Genomic DNA, 18,269 nt, shown 5'->3' with positions numbered 1-18,269 from the left:
CATGAATTCAGCAAGATTAGAACGCGAAGGTTTGATAGGCGAACCAATACTATCCCATCCCCCTGAAATGTGAGAATAATAAGTTCGCTGGATAGGCAATCGATTCAAGATGCATGATCAGCTGTCGGGAAATGTCTATCCGCTCAGCCGGCCTCGAAATCAGATCTCTCTGCAGCCCTGCAAAATCTTCGTGACGTAGCTCCAAAATCTGCCATAAACGCAAAAAACCAAGCCCAAAGGCTTGGCTTTTGCTTAACTAATTGCCGGCGATCACCTAATCTCCCACACAGTCGCCCGTGCAGTACCATCGGCCCAACGAGGCTTAACTTCCGTGTTCGGGATGGGAACGGGTGATCCCTCGCGGTATGGTCACCGGCAAATTGAGGCGTTTTCAAGGTGACTGGTATTTCGAACCTGCCCCTTGAGCTGAAATCCTTAGCGATAGCGAAGGATTTCACGCCTTTGATTTTTGGTAGCGCCTGGCGGGTGGTTGCCCGCAGCTGATGTGCGACATCTGCCTGTCCCGGATAGTTTCTCCCGGTAGCCGGCAGGAACGCGTACTGCATTCTGGCGCTAAACAAACTTGCTCGTATTCGAGTTGATGACAAACAAAATTGATTGGGTATTTCTTTCTTTGCAAGGCCTACTTAGAAGTGTCCGCGAATAACTTAACTGCGCGGAGTTAATTCTATGGTAAAGCCGAACGGGCGATTAGTACTGGTAAGCTACACACATTACTGCGCTTCTACCTCCAGCCTATCAACCAGGTGGTCTTCCTGGGCCCTTCAGGGAAATCTCATCTTGGAGCGTGCTTCCCGCTTATATGCATTCAGCGGTTATCACAACCGAACTTCGCTACCCAGCCGTGCCCTTGGCAGGACAACTGGAACACAAGAGGTTCGTCCATCCCGGTCCTCTCGTACTAAGGACAGCCCTCCTCAAATTTCCTACGCCCACAGCAGATAGGGACCGAACTGTCTCGCGACGTTCTGAACCCAGCTCACGTACCGCTTTAATAGGCGAACAGCCTAACCCTTGGAAGCTTCTACACCTCCAGGATGCGATGAGCCGACATCGAGGTGCCAAACCATTGCGTCGCTGTGAACGCTTGGCAATGATCAGCCTGTTATCCCCGGCGTACCTTTTATCCGTTGAGCGATGGCCCTTCCATACAGAACCACCGGATCACTAAGGCCTGCTTTCGCACCTGCTCGACTTGTAAGTCTCACAGTTAACCACTCTTATGCCTTTGCACTCGACGACTGATTTCCAAACAGTCTGAGAGTAGCTTCGCGCGCCTCCGTTACAATTTAGGAGGCGACCGCCCCAGTCAAACTACCCGCCTAACTATGTCCCTCACCCGGATCACGGGTGGAGGTTAGGATCACAGCACACGTAGAATGGTATCTCAACGACGGCTCCATCAAGTCCGAGAACCTGATCTCAAAGCCTCCCATCTATTCTGAGCAACGAATGCCATAACCCATAGTTAAGGTGTAGTAAAGGTGCACGGGGTCTTTCCGTCTAGCTGCGGGTAACCGGCATCTTCACCGGTACTACAAGTTCGCCGAGCAACTCGTTAAGACAGTCGTACGATCGTTACGCCATTCGTGCAGGTCGGAACTTACCCGACAAGGAATTTCGCTACCTTAGGACCGTTATAGTTACGGCCGCCGTTCACCGGGGCTTCAATTCAAAGCTTCGCTTGCGCTAACCTCTCCTTTTAACCTTCCGGCACCGGGCAGGCGTCAGCCCCTATACGTCGTTTTCGACTTAGCAGAGACCTGTGTTTTTGTTAAACAGTCGCCGTACGCGCTTCACTGCGGCCCACCAAAGGTGGGCGCTCCTTCTCCCGAAGTTACGGAGCCAATTTGCCGAGTTCCTTAACGAGCTTTCACTCGAGCGCCTTTGGATATTCTCCTCGTCTACCTGTGTCGGTTTGGGGTACGGTTCCCTTTGTTCTCCTTAGAGGTTTTTCTCGGCAGCGTGAAATCAGCATCCTAGCCCCACTGGGACTGTGACATGCTTCACTGTTAACCTGGTGGATTTGCCTGCCAGATCCAGCTTGTGCATGCCAAACGCAATAGCCATAGTGCGTCATGCTTATCCTTCTGCGTCACCCCATCGTCAAACGAACATTGGGAGGGACGGAATATTAACCGTCTGTCCATCGACTACGCCTTTCGGCCTCGCCTTAGGGACCGCCTAACCCTGAGCGGATTAACCTTCCTCAGGAAACCTTAGACTTTCGGCGCGGAGGGTTCTCACCTCCGTTATCGCTACTTATGCCGGCAGGGTCTCTTCGCAACGCTCCACCAGTCTTCTCAGTCTGGCTTCGACGCTGTTGAGAATGCTCTCCTACCACGCACACACCTAGTGTGTGCATCCGCTGCTTCGGTGTACAGTTTTAGCCCCGTTGTATTGTCGGCACCGGACCGCTTGACCAGTGAGCTATTACGCTTTCTTTAAAGGATGGCTGCTTCTAAGCCAACCTCCTGGCTGTCTGAGCGTTCCGACTTCCTTTCCCACTTAACTGTAACTTTGGGACCTTAGCAGGCGGTCTGGGCTGTTTCCCTCTCGACGATGAGGCTTAGCCCCCACCGTCTGACTCCCGGATATGTTGTCACTGGCATTCGCAGTTTGGTTGGATTCAGTAAGCCGGAAAGCCCCCTAGTCCATCCATATCTCTACCACCAGTGCAATTCGTCCGAGGCTAGCCCTAAAGCTATTTCGGAGAGAACGAGCTATCACGGAATTTGATTAGCCTTTCACCCCTACCCACAGCTCATCCGAGCTTTTTTCAACAAACACCGGTTCGGTCCTCCAGTGGGTGTTACCCCACCTTCAACCTGGCCATGGGTAGATCATCCCGCTTCGCGTCTATTCCTGCCAACTGATTCGCCCTATTAAGACTCGCTTTCGCTGCGGCTCGCTTACGCTTAACCTTGCTGACAAGAATAACTAGCCGGCTCATTATGCAATAGGCACGCGGTCAGACATTCCCTTGCGGGCATAGTCCTCCCACTGCTTGTAGGCACACGGTTTCAGGTACTTTGCACTCCCCTCGACGGGGTTCTTTTCGCCTTTCCCTCACGGTACTGGTTCACTATCGGTCAGAGACTAGTATTTAGCCTTACGGAATGGTCTCCGTGGATTCAAGCAGGGTTTCACGTGCCCCGCCTTACTCAGGTACCGGCTTCGAGTCTGGAGTGTTTTCGTCTACGCGTCTATCACGCTCTATGGATCCCCCTTCCAGAGGATTCGACTAACACCCAGATTGGTAACTCTACTGTTGCCGGCCCTACAACCCCCGAAGCACCGAAATGCTACGGGTTTGGGCTGTTCCGATTTCGCTCGCCACTACTTTCGGAATCGAGGTTTCTTTCTTTTCCTTCAGGTACTGAGATGGTTCACTTCCCTGAGTTCGCTCTATCCCACCTATGTATTCAGTGAGTAGTTCCTAGGGTTTACCTAGGAGGGTTGCCCCATTCGGAAATCTCCGGTTATAACGCCTGTGTGCGGCTTACCGAAGCTTATCGCAGCTTGCCACGTCCTTCATCGCCTGTCTCTGCCAAGGCATCCACCGTGCGCCCTTAGTAGCTTGACCATAGAATTAACTCCAGGCAGGGTCCGCATCACTGCGAGCCTGTTTAAGAGATAACTCCTGTTATTCGCCTGCGTGATCAACTTGCGATCACGTCAAATAATATCTAAAGACACTTCTTGTTTTTCGAACATTTGCCTCGGTTCTTTTTTGTACGAAGAACCTACGGCTTATGCTCGGCCTTGTATGTCACATCCAGATATCTTGCGCTCTCCTAGCTGCGCCTCACGGCGAACAGAAGAACATTATCTGCATGTTACCCAATCAATTTTGTTGTCAAACATCAAAACCTCTTGTGCTTTCCCAAAAAGGAAAATCAGAGGCGCGCCCTCAGGCGCTTGAAACCTGCCTACTCTGACTCCGTATAAAGACCAAACGGAATCTTCGGCATGCTCCCAGATAGAAACCAGTAAAACTGATATCTATCTGGAAGCAATGAATGAGAATCTGGTGGAGCTGACCGGGATCGAACCGATGACCCCCTGCTTGCAAAGCAGGTGCTCTCCCAACTGAGCTACAGCCCCGTTTTAAAGGCGCTTTCAGCCAAGTTATGGTGGGCCTGGGTAGATTCGAACTACCGACCTCACCCTTATCAGGGGTGCGCTCTAACCAACTGAGCTACAGGCCCGTGTTGGCCGCCCCAACCGCCATACCAACTCCAAACAACTGAAAATACAGCGGCTCTTACATATCTCATTCCATGCTAAAGGGTTTCGAGGACAAGGTTGAACATGCTGAGCAGCTACGCCGCTCATGACGATCGTGCGATAGTCGATTAAGTAAAAGAAGACTTGATTTGAATTCCACAGTGACTGCAGGTTACAGCTATGTGGTTGGATAGCACCTTTACTCTACGTCTTGTGACGCTCCGCTATCGCGGAAGGAGTAACTGTACCACCGATTCTCTTTTAGAAAGGAGGTGATCCAGCCGCAGGTTCTCCTACGGCTACCTTGTTACGACTTCACCCCAATCATGAATTACACCTTGGGCGGCTGCCTCCTTGCGGTTGGCTCACCGACTTCTAGTACAACCCACTTTCGTGATGTGACGGGCGGTGTGTACAAGGCCCGGGAACGTATTCACCGCGGCGTTCTGATCCGCGATTACTAGCGATTCCAGCTTCACGTAGTCGAGTTGCAGACTACGATCCGAACTGAGGTCGGCTTTTTCCGATTAGCTCCCCCTCACGGGTTTGCGACGGTTTGTACCGACCATTGTAGCACGTGTGTAGCCCTGGACATAAAGGCCATGAGGACTTGACGTCATCCCCACCTTCCTCCCCGTTATCCGAGGCGGTTCTGCCAGAGTGCCCAACTGAATGATGGCAACTGGAAGTAAGGGTTGCGCTCGTTGCGGGACTTAACCCAACATCTCACGACACGAGCTGACGACAGCCATGCAGCACCTATATACAGGTCCCTTGCGGGACGCCGATGTTTCCACCGGATTCCTGTACATTTCGAGCCCAGGTAAGGTTCTTCGCGTTGCGTCGAATTAAACCACATGCTCCACCGCTTGTGCGGGCCCCCGTCAATTCCTTTGAGTTTCAGCCTTGCGACCGTACTCCCCAGGCGGACTGCTTAACGCGTTAGCTACGGCACGGCGGGATTGGGTACCCGTCACACCAAGCAGTCATCGTTTAGGGCTAGGACTACCAGGGTATCTAATCCTGTTTGCTCCCCTAGCTTTCGTGCATCAGCGTCAGTTATGGTCCAGTGAGCCGCTTTCGCCACAGGTGTTCCTTCCGATATCTACGCATTTCACCGCTACACCGGAAATTCCACTCACCTCTCCCATACTCAAGCCCGGCAGTTTCCGATGCAGACTATGAGTTGAGCCCATAGATTTCACATCAGACTTACCAAACCGCCTACGCACCCTTTACGCCCAATAATTCCGAACAACGCTCGCCCCCCTCGTATTACCGCGGCTGCTGGCACGAAGTTAGCCGGGGCTTCTTCTCTCGGTACCGTCATTATCGTCCCGATCGAAAGGAGTTTACGTCCCGAAGGACTTCATCCTCCACGCGGCGTTGCTGCGTCAGGGTTTCCCCCATTGCGCAAAATTCCCCACTGCTGCCTCCCGTAGGAGTCTGGACCGTGTTTCAGTTCCAGTGTGTCCGTGCGCCCTCTCAGGCCGGATACAGATCACTGTCTTGGTGGGCCATTACCCCGCCAACTAACTAATCTGCCGCGACCCCCTCCTTAAGCGAATTGCTCCTTTGACCCGTAGGTATTATGCGGTATTAGCCTCGGTTTCCCGAAGTTATCCCCCACTCAAGGGTAGGTTAGTCACGTGTTACTCACCCGTGCGCCACTGTACTCATGGATTGCTCCACTTTCTCGTTCGACTTGCATGTGTTAGGCACGCCGCCAGCGTTGATTCTGAGCCAGGATCAAACTCTCGTTTGAAACCTGTTGTCGATGCTTATTCAGGACGGAGGTCCGAATAACATCGACCGCATTCAGGACTGCTTAAGTACCTGAATGCCTTACCTTGTGAGATGATCAAGCCAAACTTGATCGATTCTCACGACTGGCACGTTCAACCTTATTGTCAAAGATCCTTAAGGACGATCCACCTAAGCGGTGCCCCTGGATCGAGGCTCAAACCTTGCAGTTTGAGTGTCCCCGAACTTGATGCGCTACGCCAATTTTGCACTTCTCAGTGCCTCTCGGCGTTTTTGCGCGAACTTTTTAAGAGTATCGAACTTTTAACCTTGTGTCAATCGTTATTTTTCTTTGCCATTTTCGCTCCCCAAATCGGTTGACTGGGCCGCCCGGACACCATGCCGGCGGTTCGTTCCCTGGTCCCAATTGGACACTGAGCGAAATGCATTGAAGCTCACGATTGAGCGGCTAAACTGCCTCTCAAAACACGCGCCTTGCGCAAAAATCTTTTCAAACAACGACCAGCCATACTCACGCCGCTAGAGGCGCGCCAGAATGTCTCCAAGAGAGACTCTGGGGTCATATATTGGGTTTGTTCTCTGCGGGATTCCCTACAGGGGTCTGGGGCTAGGCCGACTTTCAATCTCGGCTTGACTCACCCTACCCTACGAACCGGCTTTCCTCTTCCTTAACAGGCAGGCCCAACGGCCACCGGAAAGCTACCCTTCACATCAACAACTTTTTGAGATTAGCACATGCCTCTCTCATTTGCAACTCGCAGCGCTCACTTGCTTGCAACCGCTCATTGCGACTTCCTGAGAATAGCAACCAATCGGCCGTATGGCAAGCTTTTATGCTGTGTAAAAACAAGATCAATTGTGGGAAAGCCCGCCCCACCCGCATAAACGCTGGCGTTCGCCGGGCTAAATCCCTTCTCCCGCTACTTCGCCAGGTCGCATCCACGCCTCGAAACCACTCCAGCGCACAGGAATTCCCCAAAAGCCTCCAGCTCGAAACCGTTCCTCCGGCTGTACATGCAGATGTAGGTGCGGGATCGTCGTGTTCCCGCTATTTCCGCATCGTCCAATCAAATCCCCGGATCGCACCATATCGCCCACCCGTACCGCGGCCGATCCCATCTCAAGATGCGCGAGAATCACAAAGGCCTTCTCATAGTCCGCTGCCCCGTTCAGAATCCGGATCGCCACATAATTCCCAGCCGGATGCTCCAGATCCCGTTGGATCCAGCGTCGTGCCGGTTTGTCGCGATGCCCATCCTCCACATATGCCACCACCCCATCCACCGGCGACAGAATCCTGCTTCCCCAGCTCGCTCTATCCACCCGCACCCAGTCCACGGCAAACCACTGGTCCCGCGCCGCCAGGTGATGATTCCGTGCCGCCCAGGGTCCCGTCTCGAGCGCCTTCCACCTGCCCTCAAACGGGGCCTTAAGCATGACAGACTCGCCAGCCTTAAAACGTTTCAGCCACGCCGCCTTAAACCGCAGCGACTCGGACCATCCCCGCGCCACAAACACCACTGCGGCTATGTCAATCGCGAGCCCGATCAACCCCGCCAGCGCCCGTTGTCCAAGGCCATCTGCCAGGCTCAATCCCACTAACAGCACAAACGCCGACATCGCCCAGCGCATCACACAAAACCGAAAGCTCACCGGCAGCAGCACCGAAACCACGACAAGCCCCGGTGCCATCAATTCCGCCCAATACAACACCAGCATTGCCCAGTCCGGCATCCGCACTCCTTCATCACTATCACTGCTTCGCAATCACGCCCAGGTCCGTCAGCCCGTTCACGAAGAACTGCATCGCCAGCGCCACCAGCAGCAACCCCATGATGCGCACCAGAATCCGGATGCCGGTCTCGCCCAGCACCAGGCGAATCCGCCCCGCCGCCGCCAGCACAAAATAGCTGATCAGACACGTAACCGTAATCGCGCCCAGAATCAGCCCCATCTCATACCCAAAGAACTTCGGCACCTGTCCCACCAGCACCATGACAGATGAGATCGCGCCCGGCCCCGCCAGCATGGGAATCCCCAATGGCACAATGCCCGCATCTTCCTTGTGGCTCGCCTCTTCTGTATCGCCGCTCGCCTCCTGCGTCGCGGAGCGCTTGGCCTCCAGCATGTCCAGACCGATCAGCAGCAGAATCAACCCACCCGCCACTTCAAAGGCCGGCAGCGTAATCCCAAACATCCGAAAGATGAGCTGTCCGCAGAGCGCAAAGCTGGTCAGGACAATAAAGCAGGTAATGCAGGCCTTGCGCGCCATCCGGCTGCGCTTCTCCGCATCCGCATTCGCCGTAATCGCAAGAAATGACCCGATCGCCGCAAACGGATCGACCAGAAAAAAGATCGAGCTCAGCGCCAGCGCCGCAAACCGCACCCAGGGCGCAGTTTGCAGCTCATGCAATGCCGTTGCAGCTGGATTCTGGAGGTACACGCGTTCAGCCTATCGCATCGGCACACAGGCACAGCTACAAATTTTCGAAAGACTCAATCCGCTCATGCCCATGTGCATCCGCGACCGGCGCATTCCCTTCGCGCACCACCAGCCGTGTCCCGCATCCCGAATCCCGCGCCGCATCCAGCTCCGCCACCACATCCGAGAAGAACAGCACCTCACCCGGCGCAACCTTCATCTCCGCCGCAATCGCCGCATAGCTTGCTCTCTCCCGCTTCGCCCCAATCCGCGTGTCAAAGTAACCCGAAATCAGCCCCGACAAATCGCCAAAACTCGAATACCGAAACAGCAGCCGCTGCGCCTCCACCGACCCGGAGGAATAAATCGCCACGCTCCCCGCACACGCCCATCGTTCGAAAGCTCCCGGCACATCATCAAAGAGCGTCCCCTTCAGCTCGCCGCTCTCAAATCCCGCCTTCCAGATCTTCCCCTGCAGGCTTTTTAGCGCCGTGGATTTCCTATCCCGATCCATTAACCAGTAAACGTAGGCAAGTATCCTCGGAATCGCATTCGCCGGATTCATCGCGGCCCCATCATGCGACAAAATCCACGGCGCGTCAGAATCCGCCTCCGCCTGGTTCTCCTGCATGAGCCCTGCCACATCCAGCATGATCATGCCTTCAGGCGAATCCTCTGGCTTCAGGTTCTCCATCTCCCGAACCAGCCCCTCACGCAGAAACTCCTCAAAATGCCTCCGCGCATACGGAAACAGCACCTCGCCGGTCAGCGTCACCGGCGCAACCGTTCCCTCCACATCCAGCAAATATAGCTTCGTATCGCTCATGCACCCAAAATCTTCTCAAACGGCGAAGCCACCCTCGCACCCACATACGCCGGCCCAAAGCAAAGCGGCTGATACCCACCATCCACACCCGAATCGGTATAGGAAGGCGTCCATCCTGCAGTCTCCTGGAACCACCGGATCGCTCGAATCCGCTTATCCTCGCAGAGCGTAAACCAGTGCGTCGTCCCCTTCGGCACGCGCAGCAAGTCCCCCGGGTGTACCTCCACAGAAGCCACCCTCCCCGCAATATTCAGGAAAAATATGCCGCGACCAGCCAGAATGAATCGCACCTCGTCCTCAGCATGCGTATGTTCCTTATCAAACCGCGCCAGCATCGCGTCCAGGTTCCGCGTCTCCGGAGTCACATCAATCACATCCGCCGTCACATACCCGCCGCGCCGCTTCATCTCGTCAATCTCATCGCGATACGCGTCCAAAACAAGCTCAGCGGAGCTGTCCGCCGGCACGCGATCCAGGTTCCAGCGCTCATAATCAATGCCCAGCCCCCCAAGCTCTGCCCGAATCGCAGCCTCGCCCTCAAACATCACGTTCGTATCCGGAAAACGAAGAACCGCCATAACATCCCTCTCAAAAACTTAGAGCGCCCATCCTCGCCGCGCTTTTGTTTTTGCGGCCAGGGTGAGATAACTCAAAGCTCAGCTCCCAAAAATCCGCCGGCCCTCTACCTCAAACAAAAATTCCAGCGCCTCCAGGTGCCGCCGCGCATCCTCAACTGACTTACCCCACGTATACAGCCCATGCCCGCTCAGCAAAACACCATGCGCGCCCGCATTCTCCTTCAAAGCCTCCGCCAGCTTCACCGAAAGCCCTCCGTACTCCTGAGAATTCGCCAACACGGGAACCACCTCACGATGCTCATGGGTTGCCACGCCGTCCAGCGCCTTCAGCAGCTCATAGCCGGTAATCCGGAACTGCCCCGAGCCCGCAAACCGCGTCCCGATCAGCGTATTCCAGATCGTATGGACATGCAGAATCGCCTTCGCCTCTGGCCGGTCGCGATAAATCACCACATGCAGCGCCGTCTCCGCAGAAGGCTTGGCAATCTCACTCGAAGCTGGCCCGCGCACCACGTGCCCGGCTACATCCAGCACCAGCAGATCGGCAACCGTCATCTGCCCTTTATCCAGCCCGCTCCGCGAAATCAGAAACTGCCCAGCATGCGCATCCCGCACGCTGAAGTTCCCGCTCGTCGCCGGAACCCATCCCCGCGCCGCGCACCACCGCGCCGTCTCACACAGTGCCTCTGCTTCTTCCCTTAGCGGTTCAGCCTTGATTGCCATACCAACCTCAAATCGAGCAACGAGTGTCCATCCTTCTCCTCGTGCTCCGATTCAGCCATTCATCTTCACACACGCTCTTCCAGCTTCTTCAGAGCCTCCGGCCACGATGTTGCAATCAAAAGACCTGCATCCCGAAGAAACGCCGCAGTATTCATCGCACCAGAATCAATCATCACAACCAGCCCGCGCCCAATTCCTTTCGCAACAATATCCAGCGCGATCACATCTCCCGTCGCCAAAGTCAGCGACTCACGAAACGCGCTGATATCCAGTATCGTATCCGCCTCTTTCAAGGCTTTCGACAATGCAGCATTCACGCGCCGGTTAAGAGACGGATTATATTTCCCGCCATCCACCCGAACCGTGATCAGCGCCCGCTCGGAAAAATGTGAGCTTTCCACCACCACCCGGTCTTTGTAGAAAACAGCCTTCACGCCGCGCGGAGCCACCGGCTGAAAATCATCCGCCAGATCACTCGCCAGAACCAGCCCGCGTCCACGCGAACTCTTGGGATCGCCGCTCAAAGCCGTCTGCCGCAAAGCCAGTTCTAAAGCAGCCTCAAAACGATGTTCCCGCGCATTCTCCACCGTTACGGAAACATACACATGCGACACCTCAATCGTCACACGGATCGCCTGCCCCGAACTGCATCCATGCTCAAACGCATTGCGGACCAATTCCATGTACGCCGTTTGAAACGCGTGAATGCCTTCCCCCGTATAACCCATGCTCTCAAGCTTCGTCGCCGTCAGCCCCGCCAGCAGCGCGGCGTGCTCCTGGTGCGATTGCTCAATCTTCGCCTCCAGCACACAGATATTCTTCTGCCATTCCGGCGATCGCTTGATGAAATCCACAATCGCTGAAACACTCTTCCTCCCGTCCTCCGATAAAGCAAGCTTCGCCGCGTTCAGCAGAATGTCGAACATAAGGACACAAGAATAACAGCGTCTTGATTCGACCTCGCCAACAATCCTTCGCTCTACAATGAACTCTTGCTCACTCCCGCCCAACGCGACCGCATCCGCATCGTCCTCGTCGCCCCGCGCAACCCGCTCAACATCGGTGCAGTAGCCCGCGCCATGGCCAACTTCGGCTTCGCGAATCTCTCCGTCGTCTCCGCCCACGATCCCAACTGGCGCGAAGCCCGATCAGCCGTCGGAGCACCTGAACTTCTCCGAAACGCAACGAGCACGGAGTCCCTGGCCGAATGCATCGCCCCAAATACCCTCATCCTCGGCACCGGCTCACTCCACTACCGCAAGCCCGATCAATCCATCATCCAACTCCCGCAGCTAAGCCCGCTCATCCAGCAGGAGCTCGACCGCAATGGTCGCATCGCCATCCTCTTCGGCTCAGAAAAGCGCGGTCTCTCGCGCGACGAGCTCTCATACTGCCACGCCCTCGTCGAAATCCCTACCGACTCGCGCCAACCCTCCATGAACCTGGGCCAGGCCGCCGCCGTCTGCCTCTACGAACTGGCCTGCATCGGCACCCGCACCGCCGCCGAACCCATCCAACAGCCCCCCGCCACCCACCTTGCCGCCGACTCAGCTAACCTCGACCGCCTCGCCAACCTCATCGAAGAAACCATGCTCGCGGCGCGCTACTCACCCAAGTCCATGCACGAAACCAACCGCCATGACCTGCGCGTCCTGCTCCGTCGCCTCAACCTGGCGCCGCTCGACTCGCGCCGCATCTTCGGCCTCTTCCGCCGTATCCTGAATCGGCTAAACTCCAGAAAAGGCACACAACCATGAGTCAGACATTTTTCAAATTGATTCAGTCCGGAGCCACGGCAGAACTTGCGGACGTCGTACAGAATGACCCTTCGCTCGCTCGCCTCCGAGATTCTAACGGAGTCTCAGCGCTCATGTGGTCTATTTACACCGGCCAGGCTCTCGCCCGCGACTTCATCCTCGCCGAGCTCATCCATCAGCACGTGGATCTCGACATCTTTGAAGCCGCAGCCACAGGCAACACCGCGCGCCTTACGGAAATCCTCATCGCCGATCCCCAGACAGTGAATAATTACTCCACTGATGGCTGGACACCGCTCCATCTCGCCGCAGCCTTCGCCACGCCGAAAGCAGTCCAGCTCCTGCTTCAGCACGGCGCAAAGGTCGATGCCGTCTCCAAAAACCCACAGGCCAACCAACCCCTGCACGCCGCGCTCGCCCTCAGCCGCAACGCCGAATCCATCCAGCTTTTATTAGCCGCAGGCGCAGACCCTGACGCCCTTCAGACAGGCGGATTTTCGCCCATCTTCTCCGCAGCTACGGCCAATCGCCGCGACCTTGCCCAGCTTCTTCTCGGCCACGGCGCGCACGCCCACCTGCGCAGCGATCAGAACAAGACTCCCGCCGACTTCGCCCGCGAGCGCGGCCACATCGAACTGGCCGACTGGCTCGTCTCCCGCAGCCTCGACGAAGCTTCTAGCTCTTAGCCTTCGGCGGATAGTCCTTCAGAAGCTTCTGCATCGCTTTATTCAGATTCTTCTGATTCTTATCCTGGTCATTGCTCGGGTTCAGCGTCTTGGTCGCACTCCCCGTCCATACCAGCTTCTTCTGCGTAGGGTCGTACATATCCAGCACCAGCGTTCCCGTCTTGATCGTCGTGCTGTCCGCCGTCACCATTCCGCCGCCCCAGCGAATCCCGCCGCCCATTCCATACGCGTTCCATTGCTGTTGCTGCTGCACAGACACCTGGTAGCACACGTAGAGATCGGCCGTCGTGGCATCCGTCTTCGTCAGCCCCTTCGCCGTCAGTTGCGGATCAATCGCATTCTTGATCTGCGTATCCACAATCTGGTTTGGATACTTCGCTCCCTCAACAACAACCCATTTATAGGTGTGAAATTTCGTAAAATCCGTTCCCGGCATGGAGTTGGTCTTCACATCCTGCCCAACCCCCATCCCGCAGAATGCCACGCACATCAGCACGGCCAGCATCAAGCCAATCCCACCCGTCTGCACGCCCCTCAAAAACCGCTTCGTCATCACCAGCATCCTCTCGTTCCGGCAAAACACGCCCGGTACGCCACGGCTCGAATGGCCATCGGCGCAACTCTCTTGTACTCCGCGCGTGTATCGCACTGAACTGACAGAACTGACAGGACAAATAGAACTGGTTGACAAGCCTCAACCGCCGGGTGCCCCACCCTCGCGCCGTCTTTGTTTTTGGCGCTAGGGTGGGATAGCACAAAAGCCAACCCGTCATCCCACCGTAGTCATTTTTCTGGCGGACCGGAGTCCCCACGGACAAGTCTTCGTCCGTGGGGTGGTTAGCCGTTCTCCAGGCACAGGAGCAAGATCCTCGGCAAGCGATCTTTGCTTGCTGGGGTGGAAGCGAGGGGCCTGCCTTTGCTGCCCCTTGTCCCTTGTCCCTAATCCCTGTTCCCTACTCTTTCGCCTCTTCCCAAAGCTCCACCCGGTTTCCCTCGCCATCCCATATCCAGGCAAACTTGCCGAAACCAGCATCATCCCGCTTCGGGTCGATCTTCACCCCTGCCGCTTCCAGTTGCGCCAGCAGAGCATCCAGATCGTCCACGCGAAAGTTCACCATCGCCGGTTGATCTCCCTCACCAAAGTGCTTCGTATCCGCAGGAAAATGCGTAAAGACCGTCGTACCCGCCGCCTCCGGCCCTTCAAAGATTAGCATGCCGTGTTGCGGCACAATCCCAAGATGCTCCGCATACCACGTCGACAGCGCCTTCGGATCGCGCGCCTTCAAAAACACCCCGCCAATGCCTACTGCCTTTGCCATGAAGTCCCTCTCACTCGCACTGTACCTTATTCCGACTGCTCAATCACCTGCTCCAACTTCGGCTTGTGCTTCGTCTGGCGCCCGGTCCGCGGCGTGTCATCCACCACGCGCGCCGCCTTCGGCTGACCCACGCGCTCCCGCGCATTCGCCTTCACCGCCTTAGCCGCCGAAAACACATCTTTCTTTTTCTTAGCCATCCAATCATCCCCACCTATGTAATTCGCATCCCGGCCTCAGTCCCTCAGTCCCTCAGTCCCTCAGTCCCTCAGTCCCTCAGTCCCTCAGTCCCTCAGTCCCTCAGTCCCTCAGTCCCGGTGCGACAGCGCCAGTCTCTTGCTCTCACCAACCCTCAGGAACGAGTATGTATGAGGTTGGCTTCGGTGAGAAGCCCACCCGGAGCAGTCACCATGGAAGAGCGCGAATTTTTTACAGAATCCACCGAGCAGCGCACCCACAACCTTACCTGCCCCAAGTGCGGCCAGGCCGCCGAGTACAAAGTCACGTGGATCGTACGCCGCAAGCGCGCCCAGCTTCCCCGCAACGCCGATGAGCGCGACCGCGCCCGCTTCGCAAAGGCCCAATCCTACATGGTCCGCCGCGACGACAAGCTCTCCTGCCTCAACGTCCGCTGCCGCAAACCCTTCGACATCGCCGGTCTGCAAACGCTCGCCTTCCTCCAGGACTAAACGACGCCATCTGCCCCACCACAATCCTCGGGGTGCCCCATTCATGGCGCGTTTTTTGCGCCATGAATGGAATAGCACTCCCTCCCACACTTACCGCCAACGAAGTGTCATCGTGAGCGAACGGGCCCCCAGACCTTTTCTTCAGTCTGGGGGTGGTGAGTCGAAGGACCTGCTTTTACTTTCCAGTCCCCTTGATGCCTCATTCCTCATTACCAAAGTCCAGTGTCCTTTCGTATCCTGCATCTCCCCCAGAAAGTTTGCATAAAATTACACCCATTTATGCCATCCTCATAACAGGTAGAAAAATAGCTCCTCTGCTTGATACAAGCCAGTCTTTCCCAGTCCGGATCTTAGTGAAGAAAAAGAGCACACACACCCCCCCTCCCCTGCAATGAAGGAACTCCCAACAACATAGATCTATTCAAATTGCTCATTCAATAGCAGTTATAGGACATTTTCCAGCTCATCACCATATCGCATAATGGTACAAAATGAGCACAACGGCGCAACATGGGCCTTCCTTCCAGCTTTGCAGGCCCTATGGGAATGGAAATCCAGACGGACGCACTTCGAAGTAGCGCACTCGCACCGTCATATGATTGAATCGAAACTGTAAGCACCAGTTCTGGAGAGATACAAATGGCCAATTCCCTGCTGCCCCCCGAAGAGCGCAACCTGACCCCCGACCAGGTCGAAGCCCTGGACAAGCGCCGCGAGCTGGGTCACACCCTTTTGGTGATCGCTGGACAGTTTTCCGTCATCGCCACAGTGCTTCTGCTCTGGGTCGGCCAGGATCTCAGCTACTCGCCGGGCTGGGCGCATCCCATGGCTTACTATTTCGCCGTCGCCATCACGATTGTGGTCACCTTCGGCATCACCGGCATGGCTCTCCGCAAGGGAACGCCGCGCCTTGATTAGCATTTGCAGCCTCTACTAGCGGCCATACGTTTTAATAGGCTGGTATAGCCTATTAAAACGTATGGCCGTTGCTGTTTCCATTCCCGTAGCTTCCAATCAAGCGGACATACTGACAGACAGTCACGGCCGCATCATCCACGACCTACGCGTCTCCATCACAGACCGCTGCAACTACAAGTGCATCTACTGCCGCACCGGCAATGACGGAGCGCAGTTCCCAGAACTTGGTATCGAAGAATATCTCCGCCTCATCCGTCTCTTCGTCTCACTCGGCATCACTAAGGTGCGCCTCACCGGCGGTGAACCGCTTCTGCGCCGCGGCCTGCTCGATCTGATCCGCGAACTCTCTACACTCCGCACCCTGAGCGGCGAAAAGCTGGACCTCGCGCTCACCACCAACGGCCATCTTCTCGAAGGCCTGGCCCAACCGCTCAAAGACGCCGGCCTCGCGCGCATTACCGTCAGCATGGACGCCGTCGAGGAAATCGTCTTCGAGCGCATCACCCGCGTGCCCGGCAGCTACAACGCCGTCCTGCGCGGCATCCGCGCGACAAAACAGGCTGACCTCGGCCCTGTCAAAATCAACTGCGTCCTGCTCCGCGGCTTCAACGACAACCAGATCGAAGCCTTCGCCCACTTCGCCCGCTCAGAGAAAGTCATCGTCCGCTTCATTGAATTCATGCCGCTTGAAGAAGACCGTCTCTGGTCGCCGGAGATCGTCGTAGGCCAGCGCGAAATCCTCGACCGCATCCGACGCGCGCTGCCAATCATCGAACTGCCCCGCCATGACACCAGCGAAACAGCCCGCCGTTACGGATTCGCAGACGGTGAAGGCGAGTTCGGCATCATCGCGCCGGTCACAAATGCATTCTGCGGAGCCTGCAGCCGCATCCGCCTCACATCCGATGGCAAAATCCGCACCTGTCTCTTCTCGCAGATTGACCACGACCTCTACGGACGCATGAGAGCCGGCGCAACGGACGCAGAGCTGCAACAATACATCGTGCATACCGTTCAGGCCAAAGAAGCCCGCCATCACATCGGCGAGCCGGAGTTCCTCAAGCCCTCGCGCTCCATGGTCCATATCGGCGGATAGCTGTCTTTATAAATTCCTTGCACTCGTATGCCCGCCCATGAGATACGATTCGTAGACTCCCCTTGTAATTAGCACTTCCCAGGATTGGGTTGTTTTGCAAATGGCAAACGCAACAGAACAGCGCATCCCGCTCGACGATCTCCTCGTCTTCCACCGCCTGGCGCGCTCGCTCACATCGAGCCTCGACCTGCAAACAATTCTGCGCACCATCCTCGATCACATGGAGCGGCAGATTCAGGCTGAGCTATGGACGCTTCTTATGCTGGACGACGTGCGCGGCGAGCTGTATTACGCCATCGCAGCCGGCGGCGAGGAATCCGCACTGCGCGACCTGCGCGTCAAAGTCGGCGAGGGCGTAGCCGGCTGGGTTGCGCAACACGGAGAAACGCTCATCATCCCGGAAACCGAAAGCGACCCGCGCCTCAAAGCCGCGGACACCGTGCCGCTCCGCGCCGGCAAAACCCGCCGCGTACGCTCTGTCATCGCACTGCCGCTCAAGGGACGCACCGGCACGCTCGGAGTGATTGAGATTCTCAATCCGCGCGCCGGGCAGATGGATGACTACACCATCGCCTTCCTGCATATCCTCGCCGACCACGCCGCCATCGCCATCGAGAATGCCAACGTCCACGCGCGCATCCAGCAGCTCACCATCACGGACGACACCACCGGCCTCTACAACGTACGCCACCTCTATGACGCACTCGGCCGTGAGCTCAATGCCAGCCGCCGATCCGCACTGCCGCTCAGCCTTGCCTTTCTCGATCTCGACCGCTTCAAGCTCGTCAACGATGAACACGGACACCTCATCGGCAGCGAACTGCTCTCCCGCGCCGGCAATCGCCTGCGCGAACTGAGCCGCTCGAGCGACCTCTGCTTCCGCTACGGCGGTGATGAGTTCGCCATTCTCCTGCCGGAGGCAGGTCCGGAGGCAGCATTGGCGCACATGACCGTGTTGAACAAGGCGCTCATGGATACTCGCTTCCGAATGTCGAACGGAATCGAACTCCGCGTGCAGGCCAGTGTTGGCGTCTCCACCGCACCCGCAGATGGAACCACCATGCATGAAGTCATTGCCACAGCCGATGCGCGTATGTATCAGGTAAAAGCCAGCGGCCGCGGCGCCGTCTGCGGCGCCTGAAATTTACGCACGTAAATTGGAACAGCGCAGGCAATTGCAAACAGGAACGAGTACATACAAGCGTTCACAAGCATGACCCAAACAAGAGGAGTGCGTCCTATC

At 56.5% G+C, this 18,269-nt stretch carries 15 protein-coding genes, 2 tRNA genes and 3 rRNA genes; 6 read left to right on the top strand and 14 right to left on the bottom strand.

The genetic code is table 11. The features are described from left to right. Window positions 1–261: 261 nt before the first annotated feature. From rrf to VO84_RS14805, 11 genes are all read right to left on the bottom strand, one after another. A 5S ribosomal RNA gene (gene rrf / locus VO84_RS14855) occupies window positions 262–377 on the bottom strand. 313 nt (window positions 378–690) lie between these two features. Then, a 23S ribosomal RNA gene (locus VO84_RS14850) occupies window positions 691–3,607 on the bottom strand. Window positions 3,608–4,052: 445 nt separating this feature from the next. Continuing rightward, window positions 4,053–4,128: transfer RNA gene (locus VO84_RS14845), tRNA-Ala, on the bottom strand. A gap of 27 nt (window positions 4,129–4,155) precedes the next feature. Beyond that, window positions 4,156–4,232: transfer RNA gene (locus tag VO84_RS14840), tRNA-Ile, on the bottom strand. A 284-nt stretch (window positions 4,233–4,516) separates the two neighbouring features. Next, a 16S ribosomal RNA gene (locus VO84_RS14835) occupies window positions 4,517–6,016 on the bottom strand. The 16S, 23S and 5S rRNA genes sit together here with 2 tRNA genes alongside, the layout of an rRNA operon. 902 nt (window positions 6,017–6,918) lie before the next feature. After that, the gene (locus VO84_RS14830) at window positions 6,919–7,749 is read right to left on the bottom strand and encodes a M23 family metallopeptidase (RefSeq protein ID WP_058188356.1); all 831 of its coding nucleotides are present in this window, start codon (window positions 7,747–7,749) and stop codon (window positions 6,919–6,921) included. Window positions 7,750–7,768: 19 nt separating this feature from the next. Further along, entirely contained in the window at window positions 7,769–8,458 is a 690-nt protein-coding gene (locus VO84_RS14825) for a MarC family protein (RefSeq protein WP_058188355.1), read from the bottom strand. A 34-nt stretch (window positions 8,459–8,492) separates the two neighbouring features. Next, window positions 8,493–9,263: an acireductone synthase gene (gene mtnC / locus VO84_RS14820; protein ID WP_058188354.1), complete on the bottom strand. Its 771-nt coding sequence runs from the start codon at window positions 9,261–9,263 to the stop codon at window positions 8,493–8,495. Continuing rightward, window positions 9,260–9,841, bottom strand: a complete 582-nt coding sequence (locus VO84_RS14815) for a 1,2-dihydroxy-3-keto-5-methylthiopentene dioxygenase (protein ID WP_058188353.1) — start codon at window positions 9,839–9,841, stop codon at window positions 9,260–9,262. The genes mtnC and VO84_RS14815 overlap by 4 nt, the downstream gene beginning before the upstream one ends. A 78-nt stretch (window positions 9,842–9,919) precedes the next feature. Then, window positions 9,920–10,564 (bottom strand): methylthioribulose 1-phosphate dehydratase, encoded by a 645-nt coding sequence (gene mtnB / locus VO84_RS14810; RefSeq protein ID WP_058188352.1) that lies wholly within the window; start codon window positions 10,562–10,564, stop codon window positions 9,920–9,922. A 65-nt stretch (window positions 10,565–10,629) separates the two neighbouring features. Continuing rightward, on the bottom strand, window positions 10,630–11,490 hold the full coding sequence (locus VO84_RS14805; RefSeq protein ID WP_058188351.1) for an ATP-binding protein: 861 nt from the start codon (window positions 11,488–11,490) through the stop codon (window positions 10,630–10,632). Window positions 11,491–11,556: 66 nt separating this feature from the next. Here VO84_RS14805 and VO84_RS14800 point away from each other — a divergent pair, with 66 nt between their 5' ends. Both VO84_RS14800 and VO84_RS14795 read left to right on the top strand, forming a co-directional pair. Further along, window positions 11,557–12,321, top strand: coding sequence for an RNA methyltransferase (locus VO84_RS14800; protein ID WP_058188350.1), 765 nt, complete (start codon window positions 11,557–11,559; stop codon window positions 12,319–12,321). After that, window positions 12,318–13,007, top strand: a complete 690-nt coding sequence (locus VO84_RS14795) for an ankyrin repeat domain-containing protein (RefSeq protein ID WP_058188349.1) — start codon at window positions 12,318–12,320, stop codon at window positions 13,005–13,007. Before VO84_RS14800 ends, VO84_RS14795 begins: the two co-directional genes overlap by 4 nt. Here VO84_RS14795 and VO84_RS14790 read toward each other — a convergent pair. The 3 genes from VO84_RS14790 to VO84_RS22885 form a co-directional block, all read right to left on the bottom strand. Then, complete coding sequence (locus tag VO84_RS14790; RefSeq protein WP_231737952.1) at window positions 12,997–13,560, bottom strand: DUF4136 domain-containing protein; 564 nt, start codon at window positions 13,558–13,560, stop codon at window positions 12,997–12,999. The genes VO84_RS14795 and VO84_RS14790 overlap by 11 nt on opposite strands. Window positions 13,561–13,960: 400 nt before the next feature. Continuing rightward, window positions 13,961–14,326: a VOC family protein gene (locus tag VO84_RS14785; RefSeq protein WP_058188348.1), complete on the bottom strand. Its 366-nt coding sequence runs from the start codon at window positions 14,324–14,326 to the stop codon at window positions 13,961–13,963. A 26-nt stretch (window positions 14,327–14,352) separates the two neighbouring features. Further along, a complete protein-coding gene (locus tag VO84_RS22885; RefSeq protein ID WP_197414037.1) occupies window positions 14,353–14,523 on the bottom strand; it encodes a hypothetical protein in 171 nt (56 codons plus the stop codon). Between the two features lie 183 nt (window positions 14,524–14,706). Between VO84_RS22885 and VO84_RS14780 the strand changes: the two genes are divergently transcribed. From VO84_RS14780 to VO84_RS14765, 4 genes are all read left to right on the top strand, one after another. Continuing rightward, the gene (locus VO84_RS14780) at window positions 14,707–15,012 is read left to right on the top strand and encodes a hypothetical protein (protein ID WP_157439900.1); all 306 of its coding nucleotides are present in this window, start codon (window positions 14,707–14,709) and stop codon (window positions 15,010–15,012) included. Window positions 15,013–15,651: 639 nt separating this feature from the next. Beyond that, a complete protein-coding gene (locus VO84_RS14775; RefSeq protein WP_058188346.1) occupies window positions 15,652–15,930 on the top strand; it encodes a hypothetical protein in 279 nt (92 codons plus the stop codon). Between the two features lie 61 nt (window positions 15,931–15,991). After that, window positions 15,992–17,026, top strand: coding sequence for a GTP 3',8-cyclase MoaA (gene moaA, locus VO84_RS14770; RefSeq protein ID WP_058188345.1), 1,035 nt, complete (start codon window positions 15,992–15,994; stop codon window positions 17,024–17,026). Between the two features lie 100 nt (window positions 17,027–17,126). After that, on the top strand, window positions 17,127–18,167 hold the full coding sequence (locus VO84_RS14765) for a GGDEF domain-containing protein (RefSeq protein WP_058188344.1): 1,041 nt from the start codon (window positions 17,127–17,129) through the stop codon (window positions 18,165–18,167). Window positions 18,168–18,269 lie beyond the last annotated feature (102 nt).

Source organism: Occallatibacter gabretensis, from assembly GCF_001449115.1.
In the GTDB taxonomy this organism is placed as follows: Bacteria; Acidobacteriota; Terriglobia; order Terriglobales; family Acidobacteriaceae; genus Telmatobacter; species Telmatobacter gabretensis.
The sequence above is the reverse complement of the archived record's forward strand: the minus strand, read 5'-3'. Positions and strand labels throughout refer to the sequence as shown.